This window comes from Streptomyces sp. YKOK-I1 (assembly GCF_054660435.1).
The window spans coordinates 3,171,227-3,189,062 of sequence record NZ_BAAGDR010000001.1 but is presented as its reverse complement, the minus strand read 5'-3'; the positions used below and the strand labels follow the sequence as shown (position 1 = coordinate 3,189,062).

Here is a 17,836-nt window from a genome sequence, read left to right as displayed (position 1 = left end):
GCCGATCCGGCCATTACGTATACCGGTGCGAACAGGCAAGATGGGCGGGAGAGCAGTACACCTGGCGTACGAGAGCCGTTCAGGCCGAGGACGCTGCGGCGATCAAGGTCCGCAACGCGCATGAAATGCTGTTGTGGTGTGATGCCCAGGTGCCCGACCGCCTCCCGTGGGACGGGGAGACAGGCGGCCTGACCAGCAAGGATGGGGAAGCGGAAGATGGACAAGCAGCAGGAGTTCGTGCTCCGGACGCTCGAGGAGCGCGACATCCGGTTCGTACGCCTGTGGTTCACGGACGTGCTGGGCTTCCTGAAGTCCGTCGCCGTGGCCCCGGCCGAGCTCGAGCAGGCTTTCGACGAGGGGATCGGCTTCGACGGCTCCGCGATCGAGGGCTTCGCCCGGGTCTACGAGTCCGACATGATCGCCAAGCCGGACCCGTCCACCTTCCAGATCCTGCCCTGGCGCGCCGAGGCCCCCGGCACCGCCCGGATGTTCTGCGACATCCTCATGCCGGACGGCTCCCCCTCCTTCGCCGACCCGCGCTACGTCCTCAAGCGCGCCCTCGCCCGCGCCTCCGACCTGGGCTTCACCTTCTACACCCACCCGGAGATCGAGTTCTTCCTGCTGAAGGACCGCCCGCTGGACGGCTCGCGCCCGACGCCCGCCGACAACTCCGGCTACTTCGACCACACCCCGCAGAACATCGGCATGGACTTCCGCCGCCAGGCCATCACCATGCTGGAGTCGATGGGCATCTCGGTCGAGTTCTCCCACCACGAGGGCGCCCCCGGCCAGCAGGAGATCGACCTGCGGTACGCCGACGCGCTCTCCACCGCCGACAACATCATGACGTTCCGCCTGGTCATGAAGCAGGTGGCGCTGGAGCAGGGCGTCCAGGCGACCTTCATGCCGAAGCCGTTCTCCGAGCACCCCGGCAGCGGGATGCACACCCACCTCTCGCTCTTCGAGGGCGACCGCAACGCGTTCTACGAGTCCGGCTCCGAGTACCAGCTCTCCAAGGTCGGCCGCTCCTTCATCGCCGGTCTGCTCAAGCACGCCGCCGAGATCGCCGCCGTCACCAACCAGTGGGTCAACTCCTACAAGCGCATCTGGGGCGGCTCCGAGCGCACCGCCGGTGCCGGCGGCGAGGCCCCGTCCTACATCTGCTGGGGCCACAACAACCGCTCGGCCCTCGTCCGCGTCCCGATGTACAAGCCCGGCAAGACCGGCTCCGCCCGCATCGAGGTCCGCTCCCTCGACTCCGGCGCCAACCCCTACCTGGCGTACGCGATGCTCCTCGCCGCCGGCCTCAAGGGCGTCGAGGAGGGCTACGAGCTCCCGCCGGGCGCCGAGGACGACGTGTGGGCCCTCTCCGACGCCGAGCGTCGCGCGATGGGCATCGAGCCCCTCCCGCAGAACCTCGGCGAGGCGCTCACCCTGATGGAGCGCAGCGACCTGGTCGCCGAAACCCTCGGCGAGCACGTCTTCGACTTCTTCCTGCGCAACAAGAAGCAGGAGTGGTACGAGTACCGCTCGGAGGTCACGGCGTTCGAGCTGCGGAAGAACCTGCCGGTGCTGTAGGCGTGGCGGGAAACCCGCCCGCCTGGCCGGAACCGCTCGCCCCCCGTGCTCGTCTTGTGCGCTGACTGTGTACGAAACGGGCAAGTGGGGGACGTCGTGAAGCGGAACGTGACGAAGGCCGGGCTCATCGCGGTGGCCATGATGACGGTGCTCGGGGCCTCGGCCTGTGCGGGGGAGGCCGGGGCGGCCGCCTCCGGGGGCGGGGCGCCGTCCGGCTCGGCGGCGGCGTCCGGCTCGGCGGCGTCCGACGGCGGTCTGGAGAAGCTGGCCGCACCGGCCGCGGCCGCGCGCCTCACCCGGAACGTGCCGTGGAACCTGGACATCCTGGACCAGCGGTCGCGGCCGCTGAACGGGAAGCTCACGACGACCGCCACCGGCAAGGGCGTGCACGTCTACGTGATCGACACCGGGATGGACATCGGCCACAAGGAGTTCGGCGGACGGGCCCGACTCGGCGCCGACTTCGTGGGCCCGAAGGACTCCGGCGACTGCTTCAGCGAGGCGGGGACCGGGCACGGCACCTTCGTCGCGGGCGTCATCGGCGGCGCCAAGTACGGGGTGGCGCCCAAGGCGGAGCTGGTACGCGTCCAGGGCGTCCAGTGCGAGAGCGACGGCGGCGGCTCGGCGGCGGCGGCCGAGGCGGCCCTGGTGAAGTCGGTCAAGTGGGTCACCGCGCACGCCCAGAAGCCCGCCGTGGTGAACATGTCGCTCAACCTCGACCACCGCTCGGCGGCCCTGGAGACCGCCGTGAAGAAGATGATCGCCGCGGGGATCCCGACGGTGGTGTCGGCCGGCAACTTCCACGACGACGCCTGCAAGCACTCCCCGGCCGGCGTCCCCGGCACCATCGTCGTCGCGGCCTCCACCTCCGCCGACCGCGCGTGGAGCGACAGCGGCTCCTACGGATCGGGCTACGGACGGTGCGTGGACCTGTACGCGCCCGGCCAGAAGGTGACCTCCGCGCTCGCCGGCGGCGGTACGTACACGGAGACCGGCGGCGCGACCTCCTGGGCCGCGCCGCACGCGACCGGCGTGATCGCGCTCTACCTGTCGGCCCACCCCCACGCCACGGCCGACCAGGTCCACGTCTGGCTCGACCGCACGGCCACCCGCGGTGTCGTCCGCGGCGTCCGCTCCGACACGCCCAACCGGCTGCTCAACACCGGCGGCATCTGATCCGCGGGGAGCGGGTCACGGGGTCTGCCGGGCCGCCTCCGCGAGGACCCGGTGCAGGGGTTCCTCGGCCCGGCGGCGGTACTCCTGGACCGCCCAGCCGTTGCCGTCCGGGTCGCTGAAGTACAGGAAGGTGGCGCCGTCGTCGGGGGTGTAGCGGACCGGCTCGGAGACCTCCAGGCCCCGCTCCACCAGTTCCGCGCGGGCGGCGTCGATGTCGGCCACGCACAGCTGGAGCCCCTGGTAGGAGCCGGGGGCGGGGCGAGGACCCCGCACCGCCTCCCAGATGCTGTCGCCCAGCGCGATCGAGCAGCCCGAGCCCGGCGGCGTCAGCTGCACGATCCGCATGCCGGGCATGACCTCCTGGTCGATGTCCACATGGAAACCGGCCTTGTCGCGGTAGAAGTCACGGGCCCGGTCGATGTCGCTCACGGGCAGCGGGATCACTTCGAGCGTGTACTACATCCCCGGTCCTCCCAGGCCTAGGCAACGGCTCCCCTTCACCGAAGCCGAAAACCGTCCGCGGCGCCACCGGTCATCGGGAACCCACCCGCCCTCGCCCCGGCGCTTCCCCGCACCTCTCCGGTTACGCTCAAGTGCGTACGACCTTGATCGGAGTCGGTGGAACCAGTGGAGTCAGCGGAGTCGAGGAGGCCGGGGATGACGGCGGCGCCGGGACGCAGGAGCAGTACCTTCACGCGGCTGCTGCGGCACGGGTTCACCGATCCCTCCGCCGCCGAACGGCTGCTCGACGGGCCCGAGCTGTCCGCGGTGCGCAGCGATCCCATCCTGCTGGAGGCGCTGGGCGCGGTCGCCGACCCGGATCTCGCGCTGCGCGGTCTCGTCCGGCTGCTGGAGGCGCAGTCCGATCACACGGCCCGGCGCGGACTGCTCGACACGCTGATAGCGGCCAAGCCCCTGCGGGACCGGCTGCTGGGGGTGTTGGGGGCGTCCGCCGCGCTCGCCGAGCATCTGGCCCGGCACCCGCGGGACTGGGAGGCACTGCTCACCTATGAGCCCCGGGACCTGCACCCCGGGGTGGAGGAGTTCGAGCGGGGCCTCGCACCGGCGGACGATCCGGTGTCGCTGCGGGTCGCCTACCGGCGCTGTCTGCTGTCGATCGCGGCCCGGGACGTCTGCGGGACGACCGATGTCGCCGAGACCGCCGCCGAACTCGCCGACCTCGCCACCGCCACCCTGCGCGCGGCGCTGCGGATCGCGATGGCGGCCGCCCCGCAGGACGCCGCGCTGTGCCGGCTCGCCGTCATCGCCATGGGCAAGTGCGGCGGCCACGAGCTGAACTACGTCTCCGACGTGGACGTCATCTTCGTGGGCGAGGCCGTGGAAGGGGCCGACGAGGGCAAGGCCCTGCGGGCCGCCACCAAGCTGGCCTCGCACATGATGCGGATCTGCTCCGAGACCACCGTGGAGGGGTCGATCTGGCCGGTCGACGCCAATCTGCGGCCCGAGGGGCGCAACGGACCGCTGGTGCGGACGCTCAGCAGCCATCTCGCCTACTACCAGCGGTGGGCCAAGACCTGGGAGTTCCAGGCGCTGCTCAAGGCCCGGCCGGTGGCGGGCGACCTGGACCTGGGCACCGAGTACGTCGCCGCCGTCGAGCCGCTGGTGTGGAAGGCCGCCGAGCGGGAGAACTTCGTCGTCGACGTACAGAAGATGCGGCGGCGGGTGGTCGAGAACATCCCGGCCGCCGAGGTCGAGCGCGAGCTGAAGCTCGGGCCCGGCGGGCTGCGGGACGTCGAGTTCGCCGTACAGCTGCTCCAGCTGGTGCACGGGCGGTCCGACGCCTCGCTGCGCAGCGGGACCACCCTGGACGCCCTGCAGGCGCTGGCCGCCGGCGGGTACGTGGGGCGCTCCGACGCCGTGCAGCTCGACGACGCCTACCGGTTCCTGCGGTCGATGGAGCACCGCATCCAGCTGTACCGGCTGCGGCGGACCCATCTCGTTCCCGCGGACGAGGACGATCAGCGGCGCCTCGGGCGCTCGCTCGGCCTGCGGACCGACCCGGTGGCGGAGCTGAACCGGGAGTGGAAGCGGCACGCGGCCGTGGTCCGGCGCCTCCACGAGAAGATCTTCTACCGCCCGCTGCTCGACGCCGTCGCCCAACTAGCCACCGGCGAGGCCCGGTTGAGCCTGGAGGCGGCACGCGAGCGGCTGGTCGCCCTCGGGTACGCCGATCCCGCCGCCGCGCTCAGGCATCTGGAGGCGCTCGCCTCCGGCGTCACCCGCAAGGCCGCCATCCAGCGCACCCTGCTGCCCGTGCTGCTCGCCTGGTTCGCCGACTCCGCCGACCCGGACGCCGGACTGCTCAACTTCCGCAAGGTGTCGGACGCGTTGGGCAAGACCCCTTGGTATCTACGGCTGTTGCGGGACGAGGGGGCCGCCGCCGAGAACCTCGCCCGGGTGCTGTCGGCCGGACGCCTCGCCCCGGATCTGCTGCTGCGGGCCCCCGAGGCCGTCGCCCTGCTCGGCGACGGCGACGGGGACGGCGGTGGGCTCCAGCCGCGCGGGCGGGCCCCGTTGGAGCAGGAGACCCTGGCCACGGTGGGGCGCGCGGAGAACGCCGAGCAGGCGGTCACCGCGGCCCGCGGAGTGCGCCGGCGCGAACTGTTCCGTACGGCGGCCGGGGACATCGTCAGTTCCTACGGCACCGAGACCCAGCCCGCCGAGCCCGACCAGGGGGCGCTGGTGGACCGGGTCGGCGCCGCCGTGTCCGATCTGACGGCGGCCACGCTCGCGGGGACGCTGCGGGCCGTGGTGCGCGAGGGGTGGGGGGACACCCTGCCCACCCGGTTCGCGGTGATCGGCATGGGGCGCTTCGGCGGGCACGAACTGGGCTACGGGTCCGACGCCGACGTGCTGTTCGTGCACGAGCCCAGGGAGGGCAGCGACGAGCGGCAGGCCTCCGAGGCCGCGAACCGGGTGGTCGCCGAGATGCGCCGGCTGCTCCAGGTCCCGAGCGCCGATCCGCCGCTGCTGATCGACGCCGATCTGCGGCCCGAGGGGAAGTCGGGGCCGTTGGTGCGGACGCTGAAGTCGTACGAGGCCTACTACCGGCGCTGGTCGCTGGTGTGGGAGTCGCAGGCGCTGCTGCGGGCCGAACCCGTCGCGGGCGACGAGGAGTTGGGGCGGCGGTTCATCGAGCTGGTCGATCCGCTGCGGTATCCGGCGGAGGGGCTCGGGGAGGACGCCGTACGGGAGATCCGGCGGCTGAAGGCCCGGATGGAGTCGGAGCGGCTGCCGCGCGGCGCCGACCCCAAGCTGCACACCAAGCTCGGGCCGGGCGGGCTGTCCGACGTGGAGTGGACCGTGCAGCTGCTCCAGATGCGGCATGGGTGGGCGGAGCCGGGACTGCGGACCACCCGGACCCGCGAGGCGCTCGGGGCCGCGTGCGCGGCCGGGCTCATCTCGGCGGAGGACGCGGAGACTCTCGACGAGGCGTGGGTGCTGGCCACCCGGGTGCGCAACGCCGTGATGCTGGTCCGGGGCCGGGCCGGCGACACCTTCCCCTCGGAGAGCCGCGAACTCACCGCGGTGGGGCGCTACTTGGGGTACGGCCCGGGCCGGGTGGGCGAACTGCTGGACGGCTATCGCCGCACCGCCCGACGGGCCCGGGGAGTGGTGGAGCAGCTGTTCTACGGGGCGTGACGGCGGGCGTCGTGGCGGGCCTCGCGGTGGGAGCGGCGTCGGACGGGACCGCGGAAGGACCGGCCGGCCCGGCGGGCTCGGCGGCTGGTACGGCGGGCCCGGTGACGGGCGGTACGGCGCGCCTGGCGGCGGGTGCCGGGGTGGGAGGGGCAGCGGACGGGGGAGGGGTGGCAGGCGTGGTGGCGGACGGTACGGCGGTACCGGCGTCGGGCCTGGTGGCGGCTGGTATGGCGGTCCCGGTGACGGGTTTGGTGGCGGGTGCCGCGGTGGGAGGGGCGGCGGACGGGGCCGGGGGAAGGGCGGAAGGTGTGGTGGCGGACGGGACAGCGGTCCCGGTGTCGGGCGTGGTGGCGGGCGGTACGGCGGGCCCGGTGACGGGCCTGGCGGTGGGAGGGCCTGCGGGCCCGGCGGCGGGCGGGGCCGCAGGCGTGGTGGCGGGCGTGGTGGTGGGCCTTGCGGCGGATGGGGCGGCGGGCCCGGTGGTGGGTGTCGGTGTGGTGCCGCGTACGCGGGTCAGTGCCACGCCCGCCAGGACGATCGTCATGCCGGTGAGGGTGCGGGCGCCGAGGTGCTCGTCCAGGACGAGTGCGCCGAGCGCCACGGAGACCACCGGCAGCAGATAGCCGACCGTCGCCGCCGTCGTCGCGCCCTCGTCCGCTATCAGACGGTAGTTGAGGTGGAAGGTCAGCCCCGTGCCCAGGACGCCGAGAGCGGTCACCGCCAGCAGGCCGACCGGGTCCGGGCGCAGCGGGCCGGCCACCGGGAGGGCGAGCGTGGTCCAGGCCGTGGCGGCCAGGAGCTGGGCCGCCGACATGGCCGGCGCAGCCTCCCGTACGGCGAGATGGCGGGCCATGTAGGCGAAGGCCACGGCGTAGCTGGCCGCCGCCGCCAGCAGGGCCAGGGCGGGCCCGCTGAACAGACCCGCGTGCTGCCACGGGGCGAAGATCAGGACCGTACCGGCGAAACCGAGGACCAGGCCGACGAGCCGGACCGGGTGCGTGCCCCGGTCGGTGCCGAGGGCCAGGCCGATGAGGAGGGACCAGAGCGGGGTCGTGGCGTTGAGGACCCCCGCCAGTCCCGAGTCGACCCGCTGCTCTCCCAGCGCGAACAGCGCGAAGGGGAGGGCGTTGCAGAACAGTGCGGCCACGGCGAGGTGGAGCCAGATGGTGCGCCCGCGGGGGAGGCGTTGGCCCGAGCGGCGGGCCAGCAGGAGGAGTACGGCCGTGCCCAGCGCACAGCGGGCGATCGTGATCTGGGCCGGGGTCAGACCGTGGGTGAGGGCCAGTTTGATCCAGAGGAAGCCGGAGCCCCAGAACAGGGCCAGGGCCGCCATACGGAGGGTGGAGGCGAGGGGCATGCACCCACCGTGGCCCGCTTCTTCTGTGAGGACAAGTGAAAGGTTCTGGATGATTCGTTAAGCTGGACTGCATGCTTGATGTGCGGCGGATGCAGGTGCTGCGGGCGGTCGTGGGGAGCGGGTCCGTGACGGCGGCCGCCGGGGTGCTCGGATACACACCGTCCGCGGTGAGCCAGCAGATCGCCGCCCTGGAGAAGGAGGCCGGGGCCGAGCTGCTGGAGCGGGTGGGGCGCGGGGTGCGGCCCACGGCAGCGGGGCTGCTGCTCACCGAGTACGCCGAGGCCATCGGGCGGCAGGTCGCCGAGGCCGAGACCGCGCTCGCCGATCTGGTGGCCGGGCGGATCGGGCGACTGTCCGTGCGGTACTTCGCGACCGCGGGGGCGGGGCTCGTGGCACCGGCGGTGGCCCGGCTGCGGGAGCGGCACCCGGGCGTCCGGGTCGATCTGCGGCTGACCACCGGCACCGGGGACGCCCTGGCGGACGTCAGGGAGGGGCGGGCCGACCTCGCCCTGGTGGTGCGCGGGACGGACGAACCCCCGGAGCAGGGCGTACGGCGTGCGCCCCTGCTCGACGACGCCTACCTCGCCGTACTCCCGCGCGGGCACCGGCTCGCCGGGCGGCGCGCGCTGCGGCTGGCGGAGCTCGCCGAGGAGGCGTTCGTCGGCAGCGAGTGGCCGGGCCCCTGTCTCGACGCCCAGCTCGACGCGTGCGCGGCGGTGGGATTCCGGCCGCGGTTCGTCGTGGAGAGCGAGGACTACGTGACCGCGCAGGGATTCGTCGCGGCGGGGCTGGGGGTGGCCCTGGTGCCCCGCCTGGGCCTGGGGAGCCGGCACCCGGGGGTGGTGGTGAAGGAGGTACGGGACCCCGTACCGGTCCGCACGATCCACACGGTGGTACGCGACACCGCCCCGCCGCAGGCGGCCCTGGACGCGTTCATCGAGGCGCTGCGGGAGGCGGCGCGACCGCCCGACTGAACCGCGCCCCGCCGTTCGGCACGCGGCGCCGGCCGGTCTATCCGTCGTGCCCCGCGCCGTCGTGCCCCGCGCGCTCCGGCGACCGGGCGAGGAGGGTGCGGGCGTGGTTCAGGAGGGCCTCCAGGCCCACCTCGAACGCCCGGTCCGCGCGTCCCTCGGTGACCGCCGCCAGGGCCTCGGCCAGGCGGGGGGTGGGGGTGGTCTCCGTCAGCTCCCACATCGTCTCGGGGGCCGCCAGGTCCAGGGCCGAGCCCAGGACCAGGTTCTCCAGCGCGATGATCAGCGGCATCACGGCCGCCGGGGCGAAGCCCGCGTCCCGCAGCAGGGTCACCGCCCGCTCGTACTGCTCCAGGACCCGCGGCGCGCGCACCGGTGAGGTCATCAGCAGCGGGATCGCCCTGGGGTGCGCGGCGAACGCGGCCCGGTAGGAGCGCGCCCAGGACTCCAGGGCCCGGTCCCAGGGGGCCGTGTCCAGCGTGGCCGGGTCGATCGCGGCCGCCACCCGCTCCCGCAGCAGCTCGACTATGCCGTCGCGGCCGTCCACGTGGTGGTACACCGAACCGGTCTGCGCGCCCAGCCGCTTCGCGATCTGCGGGACGCTGAAGTCGCCCTGCTCGTCGACGAGTTGCAGTGCGGTCGTGGTGATGCGCTCGCGGTCGAGGAGCGGTGTGCGCGGCCGTCCCATGTGCGTGTTCCCCCTGGAGGTCTCGAGACAGGGCTTCCCGGATGCCCAGGAGGAGGCCACATTGCCGAAACCGAAAGCCTTTAGATTTACGGGTCCGGGGCGGAGGACTTCCTTCCGCACGCCCCGGGACGCCGGTCACCCCGCACGCCCGGAACCCTCCCGTCCGCAGCGCTCGAAGGGCTCCCCATGTCCGTCACCACCCCCGAGGAGAGAACGCCGTCCCCCGCGGCGACCCTCCGCTCCGGCTCGCTCGGCACCTCCCCCACTGCCTAGAACGGCGTGGGGGGACCCCCATCATCGCCTTCTTCGTCGTCTCCGCCGCCGCCCCGCTCACCGTCATGGCCGGGGTCGCCCCGCTCGCGATCCTGCTCGGCGGCATCGGCGCCCCCGCCGGCTACCTCATCGCCGGCATCACCCTCGCGGTCTTCGCCGTCGGCTTCACCACCATGAGCCGGCACGTGAAGAGCGGCGGCGCCTTCTACGCGTACATCACCCGCGGACTCGGCCGCCCCGTCGGCATCGGCGCCGCCCTGCTCGCCCTCATCGGCTACAACGGCATGGAGATCGGCGTCTACGGCCTCCTCGGCAGCGCCGGCCGCGACACCACGCACGCCCTGTTCGGCACCGACGTGCCCTGGCTGCCGATCGCCCTCGCCGGGCTGCTCGTCATCGGCTACGGCGGCTACCGCTCCATCGACTTCGGCGCCAAGGTGCTCGGCGTCCTGCTCGTCGCCGAGACCGGGATCCTGCTGCTCCTGGCCGGCGGAGTGCTGCTCAAGGGGGGTGCGCACGGGCTGTCCGGCGCGTCCTTCGCCCCGGACCACGTGCTCGTGTCCGGCACCGCCGTCGTCCTCGCCTTCGCCTTCGCCGCCTTCACCGGCTTCGAGTCCACGGTGATCTACCGGCGCGAGGCCCGCGACCCCGAGCGGACCGTGCCCCGCGCCACCTATGTGGCGGTCGGCTTCCTCGGGCTCTTCTACGCCTTCGTGGTGTGGATCGTCATCCAGGCCTTCGGCGACCGGCAGGTCATCGCGGCCGCCGCCAAGGACCCCGGCGGGCTCTTCTTCTCCGCCATCACCACCTTCGTCGGCGGCTGGGCGGCCGACCTGATGCACGTCTTCATCGTCACCAGCGTCCTCGCCTCCCTCCTCGCCTTCCACAACGCCATCAACCGGTACGCCCTCGCCCTCGCCGAGGAGGGCGTGCTGCCGAAGGCGCTCGGCCGGATCCACCCCCGCCACCGCTCCCCGTACCTGGCGGGCATCGCGCAGACCGTGCTCGGCACGGTGGTCGTGGCCGGGTTCTGGGCGGCCGGTGCCGACCCGTACGGCCAGCTGCTGCTCTGGGTCAACACGCCCGGCATGATCGGGCTCTTCGTGCTCCAGCTGCTCGCCGCCGTCGCCGTGCCCTGCTACTTCCGGCGGGTGCGGCACCGGGAGGGCGTGCTGCGGACCGTGGTCGCGCCGGTGGTCGCCGCCGTGCTGCTCGCCACCGCGATAGGGCTCGTCATCACCCACATCGACCTGTTCACCGGCGCCTCGGACGCCGTGAACACCGTGCTCATCGGCCTCGCACCCGCCGTCTTCGTCGCAGGCCTCGGCCTCGCGTGGTGGCTGCGCCGCGAGCGCCCGGAGACGTACGCCGCCTTCGCCGCCGAGCCGACCGAGCCTGCCGAGCCTGCCGCGCCCGCCCAGCTCACCGATCAGCCCTAGGGAACAGGAGCCCACCTCGCCATGACCGCCGTCCCCGATCTGATCCTCACCGGTGCCGAGATCCGTACCCTCGACCCGGACCGCCCCCGCGCCACCGCCGTCGCCGTGTGCGACGGGGTGATCGCCGCGGTCGGTGAGGACAGCGACGTACGCCGGTGGCGCGGGCCGCGCACGGAGGTCGTACCCCTGGCGGGTGCGCACCTCGTACCCGGGCTGGTGGACGCGCACAGCCACCCCGTGTGGGGGCTGGACATGGCCACCGGGGCGGATCTGTCGACGGTGACCGACCTGGCGGGGCTGCGGGCGGCGCTGGCCGGGGCGGAGCGGACCGAGGGGTGGGTGGTCGGGTTCGGGCTCGACCACAACGCCTTCGAGGGGCACCGCGTCGACCGGGCGCTCGTGGAGGACGTCCTCGGCGGGGCACCGGCCTTCCTTCGGCTGTACGACGGCCACTCCGCGCTGGCCAGCGGGGCCGCTCTCGCCCGGGCCGGGGTCACGGGCGCGCGGACGTTCGGCCAGCGTTCGGAGGTCGTGTGCGACGGAGAGGGGCGGCCCACCGGGCACCTCGTCGAGCACGCCGCGATGGAACTGGTGGCGGAACACGTGCCCCGGCCGTCGTACGCCGCCCGGCGTGAACGGCTCGTCGCCCTGCTCGCCGGGATGGCCGCGACCGGGCTGACCGGGGCGCATGTCATGGACGCGGGGGATGTGGAACTGGTCGGGGCGGTGGCGCGGGAGGGCGTGCTGCCGGTGCGGCTGCGGTTCGCCCCGTGGTGCATGCCGGGCGTCGACCGCGCCGGCCTCGACGACCTGGTCGCCGGGCAGGGACGGGGCGGTCGGCACTGGGCGGTCGACGGGGTCAAGTTCTTCATGGACGGGACCGTCGAGGGCGGCACGGCCTGGCTGGAGCACGCGGACTGCCACGGGCAGGGCACCGAGGCGTTCTGGCCGGATCCCGACGCGTACGCCGCCGCCGTACGGCAGCTGCACACCGCCGGGGTGCGCACGGCCACGCACGCGATCGGGGACGCGGCCGTACGGCATGTCCTGGACGTGGTGGCGGGGCTGGGGGAGGGGGCCCGGGGGCGGCACCGGGTGGAGCACATCGAGACCGCGCCGGACGGGCTGCTGCCGCGGTTCGCCGAGCTGGGGGTGGCGGCGTCGATGCAGCCGCCGCACACCACGTACACCCGGGCCGACGGCACCGACGAGTGGTCGCGCCGGCTCGGCGCCGAGCGGGCGGGGCACGCCTGGCGGTTGCGGGACCTGCGCGACGCGGGCGCCACGGTCGCCCTGGGCTCGGACTGGCCCATCGCTCCCTACGACGTACGCGCCGTCCTCGCGACGGCCCGCGCACCACGCGGCGCGGCGTCGTCCCGCGCCGGCCTCACGGGCCTGGAGGCGCTGGAGGGCTGTACGACCCATGCGGCGCGCGCGGCCGGTGAGGCGGAGGTGACGGGCCGCATCGCCGTGGGCCTCCGCGCCGACCTCACCGCCCTGGCCCTCGACCCGGTGACGGCCCCACCGGACGAGCTCGCCGAGTCCCCGGTACGCCTGACCGTCACCGGCGGCCACGTGGTCCACCGGGCCTGACCTTCCGGAAGCGGGGACCACTTCGGACATCGGGAGCGCCCCTGCGGGTGGCGGAAGCCGGTCCGGCACCGCCGGACACCACCGCGGTGGCCGAGCGCCGTCGCGGCGGAACGAACAAGCACCGGTGCCTCTGATCCAACCGCCGGTCCCTCTCGTCCCGCCGCGACGGTGCTCAGCCGCGACGGTGATGGCCGGCGGCGCCGAACCGGCCTCCGCCCGACCCCACCGGTCCGGCCCGGTGGGGCGACGATGCCGCCCAGCCACCCCCGGCACCGCAGCCCGCAGGCCTACGCCTTGGTCGGCAGCAAGGCTCCGCCCCGGCCCCGGGGCGGGACGTGGCGGGGGAGGGAGTAGGGGAGGGCGCCGTACCAGACGGCCGCGACCGTGAAGCCGAAGGTGAGGCAGATGATGCCGCCCACCGCGTCCAGCCAGAAGTGGTTGGCGGTGGCGACGATGACGATCAGGGTCGCCGCCGGGTAGAGGAGGCCCAGGATCCGCACCCAGGGCAGCCTCGCCAGCGCGAAGATCGTCAGGCCGCACCACAGGGACCAGCCGATGTGCATGGACGGCATCGCGGCGTACTGGTTCGACATGTTCTTCAGATCGCCCGAGGCCATCGAACCCCAGGTCCGGTGGACCATGACCGTGTCGACGAAGTGGCCGCCGGTCATCAGCCGCGGCGGCGCCAGCGGATAGAAGTAGTAGCCGACCAGGGCGACCGCGGTGGTGGCGAAGAGGACCAGCCGGGTCGCGGCGTAGCGGCCGGGGTGGCTGCGGTAGAGCCAGACCAGGACGGTCAGCGTGATGATGAAGTGCAGGGTCGCGTAGTAGTAGTTCATGCCCACGATCAGCCACGTCACCGAGTTCACGGTGTGGTTGACCGAATGCTCGAAGGCGAGCCCCAGATGGTGCTCCATGCGCCAGATCCAGTCCGCGTTGCGCAGCGCCTCGGAGCGCTGCTCCGGCACCGCGTTGCGGATCAGCGAGTACGTCCAGTAACTCACCGCGATGAGCAGGATCTCGAACCAGAGACGGGGCCGGCGGGGGGAGCGGATCCGGGCGAACCGGCGCTCTCGGGCCCCGGCCGCGACGGCCTGTGGAACGGCCTGTTCACGGCCTTCCAACGGCGTCACGGTCGAGTCACCCATGGACACAAAGTCTGCCAGAAAAGCCCTCTTGGTCCGATCATCCTCCGGTCGGGTTGCCCCCGCATGTTCTACGGCGGACGCACTCCATCGTCTCCTACCGGGGAAGGGGAGGAAACCCCTGCCTAAGGACGATTCCGGTCCCCGGGGGCCGAAGCGGTCGAACCGCGCACGACCAGTTCCGGCATGAACACGAACTCGCTGTGCGGCGCGGGCGTCCCGCCGATCTCCTCCAGCAGCGTGCGCACCGCGGCCTGGCCCATCGCGGGGACCGGCTTGCGGATCGTGGTGAGCGGCGGATCGGTGAAGGCGATCAGCGGGGAGTCGTCGAAGCCGACCACCGAAATGTCCCGGGGGACCGCGAGACCCCGCTGCCGGGCCGCCCTTATCGCACCGAGCGCCATCATGTCGCTGGCGCAGACGATCGCCGTACAACCCCGGTCGATCAGGGCCGTGGTCGCGGCCTGCCCGCCCTCCAGCGTGTAGAGGGAGTGCTGCACCAGCTCGGCCTCGATCTGCTCGGCGCCCAGCCCCAGCTGGTCCTGCATGGTGCGGACGAACCCCTCGATCTTGCGCTGCACGGGCACGAACCGCTTGGGGCCGAGCGCGAGCCCGATCCGCGTGTGGCCGAGGGAGGCGAGATGGGTGACCGCGAGGGTCATCGCCGCCCGGTCGTCGGGGGAGATGAACGGCGCCTGGACCTTCGGGGAGAACCCGTCGACCAGGACGAAGGGGACGCCCTGCGCGCGCAGCTGCTCGTAGCGCTGCATGTCGGCCGTGGTGTCCGCGTGCAGCCCCGAGACATAGATGATGCCGGCGACCCCGCGGTCCACCAGCATCTCGGTCAGCTCGTCCTCCGTGGAGCCGCCCGGGGTCTGGGTGGCCAGCACGGGGGTGTAGCCCTGGCGGGTCAGCGCCTGCCCGATGACCTGGGCCAGGGCCGGGAATATCGGGTTCTCCAGCTCGGGCGTGATGAGGCCGACGAGACCCGCGCTGCGCTGACGCAGCCGGACCGGGCGCTCGTAGCCCAGGACGTCCAGTGCGGCGAGCACGGACTGGCGGGTGGTGGCGGCGACGCCAGGCTTGCCGTTGAGGACGCGGCTGACGGTCGCTTCGCTCACCCCCGCCTGCGCAGCGATGTCGGCAAGCCGTGTGGTCACAGACGTGGACTGTACCGGCCAGGTGTCGCCTTGCACACCAATCGGACGCCGCGGCCGACCCGCTGGCCTGCCTCGTCCGGGCTGCTGCGTCATCGCGCTCCCTCGTGGTCCTTCATGAAAGTTGATGGCAAGAGCTTGCAGAGTCTTGCACAGACCGCCCTACGTGCTCGACGGGCATAAACAAGCGTCTCACGGCGGTCGCCGTCCGGTCACGCCCGGATAACTTCCGAGCCCGCTTGCAAATTTTTGCTGCAAGTACTTTCGCGCCGCTTACCTGGCTGTTACGTTCGGCCACGCCCGGCGGCGGCAACGGCGCAGTCGGCCAGTCGGCAGGGACGGTGGACGGGACCGCCCCCTGTAGCTACACGGGCATTCACCCTCAAGGAGAACTCATGCGGCGTGGCATAGCGGCCACCGCGCTGGTGGCGTCCCTCGCCCTCGCGGCGACGGCCTGCGGCGGAGACGACAGCGGCAGCGACAAGGCTTCCGGCCCGGTGACCATCACCTGGTGGGACACCTCCAACGCCACCAATGAGGCGCCGACGTACCAGGCCTTGGTCAAGGAGTTCGAGGCCGCCAACAAGAACATCAAGGTCAAGTACGTCAACGTGCCCTTCGACCAGGCGCAGAACAAGTTCGACACCGCCGCCGGTGCCTCCGGCGCCCCGGACGTCCTGCGCTCCGAGGTCGGCTGGACCCCCGCCTTCGCCAAGAAGGGCTACTTCCTGCCGCTGGACGGCACCGAGGCCCTCACCGACCAGGCCAAGTTCAAGTCCAACCTGATCGAGCAGGCCAAGTACGACGGCAAGACCTACGGCGTGCCGTTCGTCACCGACACCCTCGCGCTCGTCTACAACAAGGCGCTGTTCGAGAAGGCCGGCATCACCGAGGCCCCCAAGACCTGGGACGACCTCAAGAAGGCCGCCGCCACCGTCAAGGCCAAGACCGGCGTCGACGGCTACTGGGGCTCCACCCAGGCCTACTACGCCCAGACCTTCCTCTACGGCGAGGGCACCGACACCGTCGACGCCGCCGCCAAGAAGATCACGGTGAACTCCGACGCCGCGAAGAAGGCGTACGGCACCTGGCTGGGCCTGTTCGACGGCAAGGGCCTGCACAAGGCCGACACCACCGCCGACGCCTACGCCCACATCCAGGACGCGTTCGTCAACGGCAAGGTCGCCGCGATCATCCAGGGCCCGTGGGAGATCACCAACTTCTACAAGGGCACCGCCTTCAAGGACAAGGCCAACCTGGGCATCGCCACCGTCCCGGCCGGCTCCACCGGCAAGGCCGGCGCCCCGACCGGCGGCCACAACCTCTCGGTCTACGCCGGCTCGGACAAGGCCCACCAGGCCGCAGCGCTGAAGTTCGTCAACTTCATGACCTCGGCGAAGTCCCAGTCGGCCATCGCGCTGAAGAACTCCACCCTGCCGACGCGCGACGACGCCTACACCGCCGAGGTCAAGGCCGACCCGGGCATCGCCGGCTACGGCACGGTCCTCGCCGCCGCCCAGCCGCGCCCCGCGCTGCCGGAGTACAGCTCCCTGTGGGGTCCGCTCGACACCGAACTGCCCAAGATCGCGGGCGGCAAGGAGACCCTCGACAAGGGCCTGAGCACCGCCGAGACCGCCATCGCCAAGCTGGTGCCGGACTTCAGCAAGTGAGCCCCGCGTGGCCGCCGGATCCCCCGCAGCACGGGGGAGGGATCCGGCGGCCACCGGCCTGTGAGCCGTACACCCCCCTCGAAGACCCAGCGTCAGACCCAGAAGGTGTCGAACCATGACAGTCGCCATCGACCGCGCGACCGGCAAGCGCCGCGGTGACCGTGAGCCAGGGCCCGGCCTGGGCGGGCGCCTGAAGCGGGGCTACCACAAGCACTGGTACGCCTACGCCATGATCGCCCCGGTGGCGGTCGTCCTCGGCGTCCTCGTGCTCTACCCCCTGGTGTACGGCCTCTATCTGACCCTCACCGACGCCAACAGCCTCAACACCGCGCGCACGATCGGCGTCAACCACATCGACGCCACCTACAAGTTCATCGGCCTCGACAACTACGCCGACATCCTCTGGGGTCCCACCGCGTACGACCGCTTCTGGTCGCACTTCGTCTGGACGATCGTCTGGACGGCCGTCTGTGTCGCCCTGCACTACACCGTCGGCCTGGGCCTCGCCCTGCTGCTCAACCAGAAGCTGCGCGGCCGCACCCTGTACCGGCTGATCCTGGTGCTGCCCTGGGCGGTGCCCACCTTCGTCACGGTCTTCGGCTGGCGCTTCATGCTCGCCGACGGCGGCATCATCAACTCCGCCCTCGACGCCCTCCATCTGCCGTCGCCCTCCTGGCTGGAGGACACCTTCTGGCAGCGGTTCGCCGCGATCACGGTCAACACCTGGTGCGGTGTGCCGTTCATGATGGTCTCCCTGCTCGGCGGACTGCAGTCGATCGACGCCTCCCTCTACGAGGCGGCCGAGATGGACGGCGCGAGCGCCTGGCAGCGGTTCCGGTACGTCACCGTCCCCGGCCTCAGGACCGTCAGCTCCACCGTCGTCCTGCTCGGCATCATCTGGACCTTCAACCAGTTCGCCGTGATCTTCCTGCTGTTCGGCAACACCGCCCCCGACGCGCAGATCCTCGTCACCTGGGCCTACTACCTCGGCTTCGGACAGCAGCCGCGCGACTTCGCCCAGTCCGCCGCCTACGGCATCCTGCTGCTGGCGATCCTGATCGTCTTCACCTCCTTCTACCGCCGCTGGCTGGGCCGCAACGAGCAGCAGCTCGCGATCTGAGGCAGG

At 72.4% G+C, this 17,836-nt stretch carries 11 protein-coding genes and 2 pseudogenes; 8 read left to right on the top strand and 5 right to left on the bottom strand.

Going from position 1 to position 17,836, the window contains the following annotated elements:
* Nucleotides 1–216: 216 nt before the first annotated feature.
* Together glnA and ACYQ8Q_RS13755 are read left to right on the top strand one after the other, a co-directional pair.
* A complete protein-coding gene (gene glnA, locus ACYQ8Q_RS13760) occupies nt 217–1,578 on the top strand; it encodes a type I glutamate--ammonia ligase (protein WP_340380431.1) in 1,362 nt (453 codons plus the stop codon).
* Between the two features lie 84 nt (nt 1,579–1,662).
* Nucleotides 1,663–2,754: a S8 family peptidase gene (locus ACYQ8Q_RS13755; protein ID WP_460064851.1), complete on the top strand. Its 1,092-nt coding sequence runs from the start codon at nt 1,663–1,665 to the stop codon at nt 2,752–2,754.
* Nucleotides 2,755–2,769: 15 nt separating this feature from the next.
* Here ACYQ8Q_RS13755 and ACYQ8Q_RS13750 read toward each other — a convergent pair whose 3' ends face one another.
* A complete protein-coding gene (locus ACYQ8Q_RS13750) occupies nt 2,770–3,183 on the bottom strand; it encodes a VOC family protein (RefSeq protein ID WP_460064849.1) in 414 nt (137 codons plus the stop codon).
* A 228-nt stretch (nt 3,184–3,411) separates the two neighbouring features.
* On the opposite strand from ACYQ8Q_RS13750, the gene ACYQ8Q_RS13745 reads away from it, so the two are divergent.
* Nucleotides 3,412–6,417 (top strand): bifunctional [glutamine synthetase] adenylyltransferase/[glutamine synthetase]-adenylyl-L-tyrosine phosphorylase, encoded by a 3,006-nt coding sequence (locus ACYQ8Q_RS13745; RefSeq protein WP_460064848.1) that lies wholly within the window; start codon nt 3,412–3,414, stop codon nt 6,415–6,417.
* Between the two features lie 523 nt (nt 6,418–6,940).
* On the opposite strand, the pseudogene ACYQ8Q_RS13740 reads toward ACYQ8Q_RS13745, so the two are convergent.
* A pseudogene (locus ACYQ8Q_RS13740) lies at nt 6,941–7,750 on the bottom strand (DMT family transporter); the annotation flags it as partial.
* 95 nt (nt 7,751–7,845) lie between these two features.
* Here ACYQ8Q_RS13740 and ACYQ8Q_RS13735 point away from each other — a divergent pair.
* A complete protein-coding gene (locus ACYQ8Q_RS13735) occupies nt 7,846–8,748 on the top strand; it encodes a LysR family transcriptional regulator (RefSeq protein ID WP_460064847.1) in 903 nt (300 codons plus the stop codon).
* Nucleotides 8,749–8,785: 37 nt separating this feature from the next.
* On the opposite strand, the gene ACYQ8Q_RS13730 is transcribed toward ACYQ8Q_RS13735, so the two are convergent.
* Nucleotides 8,786–9,433, bottom strand: coding sequence for a TetR/AcrR family transcriptional regulator (locus tag ACYQ8Q_RS13730; RefSeq protein WP_460064846.1), 648 nt, complete (start codon nt 9,431–9,433; stop codon nt 8,786–8,788).
* A gap of 186 nt (nt 9,434–9,619) precedes the next feature.
* On the opposite strand from ACYQ8Q_RS13730, the pseudogene ACYQ8Q_RS13725 reads away from it, so the two are divergent.
* A pseudogene (locus tag ACYQ8Q_RS13725) lies at nt 9,620–11,145 on the top strand (APC family permease).
* 21 nt (nt 11,146–11,166) lie between these two features.
* Nucleotides 11,167–12,738: an amidohydrolase gene (locus ACYQ8Q_RS13720; RefSeq protein ID WP_460064844.1), complete on the top strand. Its 1,572-nt coding sequence runs from the start codon at nt 11,167–11,169 to the stop codon at nt 12,736–12,738.
* A gap of 287 nt (nt 12,739–13,025) precedes the next feature.
* On the opposite strand, the gene ACYQ8Q_RS13715 is transcribed toward ACYQ8Q_RS13720, so the two are convergent.
* Together ACYQ8Q_RS13715 and ACYQ8Q_RS13710 are read right to left on the bottom strand one after the other, a co-directional pair.
* Nucleotides 13,026–13,886 carry a phosphatase PAP2 family protein gene (locus tag ACYQ8Q_RS13715; RefSeq protein WP_460064841.1) on the bottom strand — a complete coding sequence of 287 codons (861 nt, stop codon included), beginning with the start codon at nt 13,884–13,886 and terminating at the stop codon, nt 13,026–13,028.
* Nucleotides 13,887–14,008: 122 nt separating this feature from the next.
* Nucleotides 14,009–15,043, bottom strand: coding sequence for a LacI family DNA-binding transcriptional regulator (locus ACYQ8Q_RS13710; RefSeq protein ID WP_460064840.1), 1,035 nt, complete (start codon nt 15,041–15,043; stop codon nt 14,009–14,011).
* Between the two features lie 392 nt (nt 15,044–15,435).
* Here ACYQ8Q_RS13710 and ACYQ8Q_RS13705 point away from each other — a divergent pair, with 392 nt between their 5' ends.
* Together ACYQ8Q_RS13705 and ACYQ8Q_RS13700 are read left to right on the top strand one after the other, a co-directional pair.
* Entirely contained in the window at nt 15,436–16,710 is a 1,275-nt protein-coding gene (locus ACYQ8Q_RS13705) for an extracellular solute-binding protein (RefSeq protein ID WP_460064838.1), read from the top strand.
* A 115-nt stretch (nt 16,711–16,825) separates the two neighbouring features.
* Nucleotides 16,826–17,830, top strand: a complete 1,005-nt coding sequence (locus tag ACYQ8Q_RS13700; RefSeq protein ID WP_460064836.1) for a carbohydrate ABC transporter permease — start codon at nt 16,826–16,828, stop codon at nt 17,828–17,830.
* Nucleotides 17,831–17,836: the final 6 nt, after the last annotated feature.

What these genes read in the sequence shown, in the direction of transcription:
- glnA (WP_340380431.1), top strand. Translation starts at nt 217, where the DNA reads ATGGACAAGCAGCAGGAGTTCGTGCTCCGGACGCTCGAGGAGCGCGAC.
- ACYQ8Q_RS13745 (WP_460064848.1), top strand. Translation starts at nt 3,412, where the DNA reads ATGACGGCGGCGCCGGGACGCAGGAGCAGTACCTTCACGCGGCTGCTG.
- ACYQ8Q_RS13735 (WP_460064847.1), top strand. Translation starts at nt 7,846, where the DNA reads ATGCTTGATGTGCGGCGGATGCAGGTGCTGCGGGCGGTCGTGGGGAGC.
- ACYQ8Q_RS13730 (WP_460064846.1), bottom strand. Translation starts at nt 9,433, where the DNA reads ATGGGACGGCCGCGCACACCGCTCCTCGACCGCGAGCGCATCACCACG.
- ACYQ8Q_RS13720 (WP_460064844.1), top strand. Translation starts at nt 11,167, where the DNA reads ATGACCGCCGTCCCCGATCTGATCCTCACCGGTGCCGAGATCCGTACC.
- ACYQ8Q_RS13715 (WP_460064841.1), bottom strand. Translation starts at nt 13,886, where the DNA reads ATGGGTGACTCGACCGTGACGCCGTTGGAAGGCCGTGAACAGGCCGTT.
- ACYQ8Q_RS13705 (WP_460064838.1), top strand. Translation starts at nt 15,436, where the DNA reads ATGCGGCGTGGCATAGCGGCCACCGCGCTGGTGGCGTCCCTCGCCCTC.
- ACYQ8Q_RS13700 (WP_460064836.1), top strand. Translation starts at nt 16,826, where the DNA reads ATGACAGTCGCCATCGACCGCGCGACCGGCAAGCGCCGCGGTGACCGT.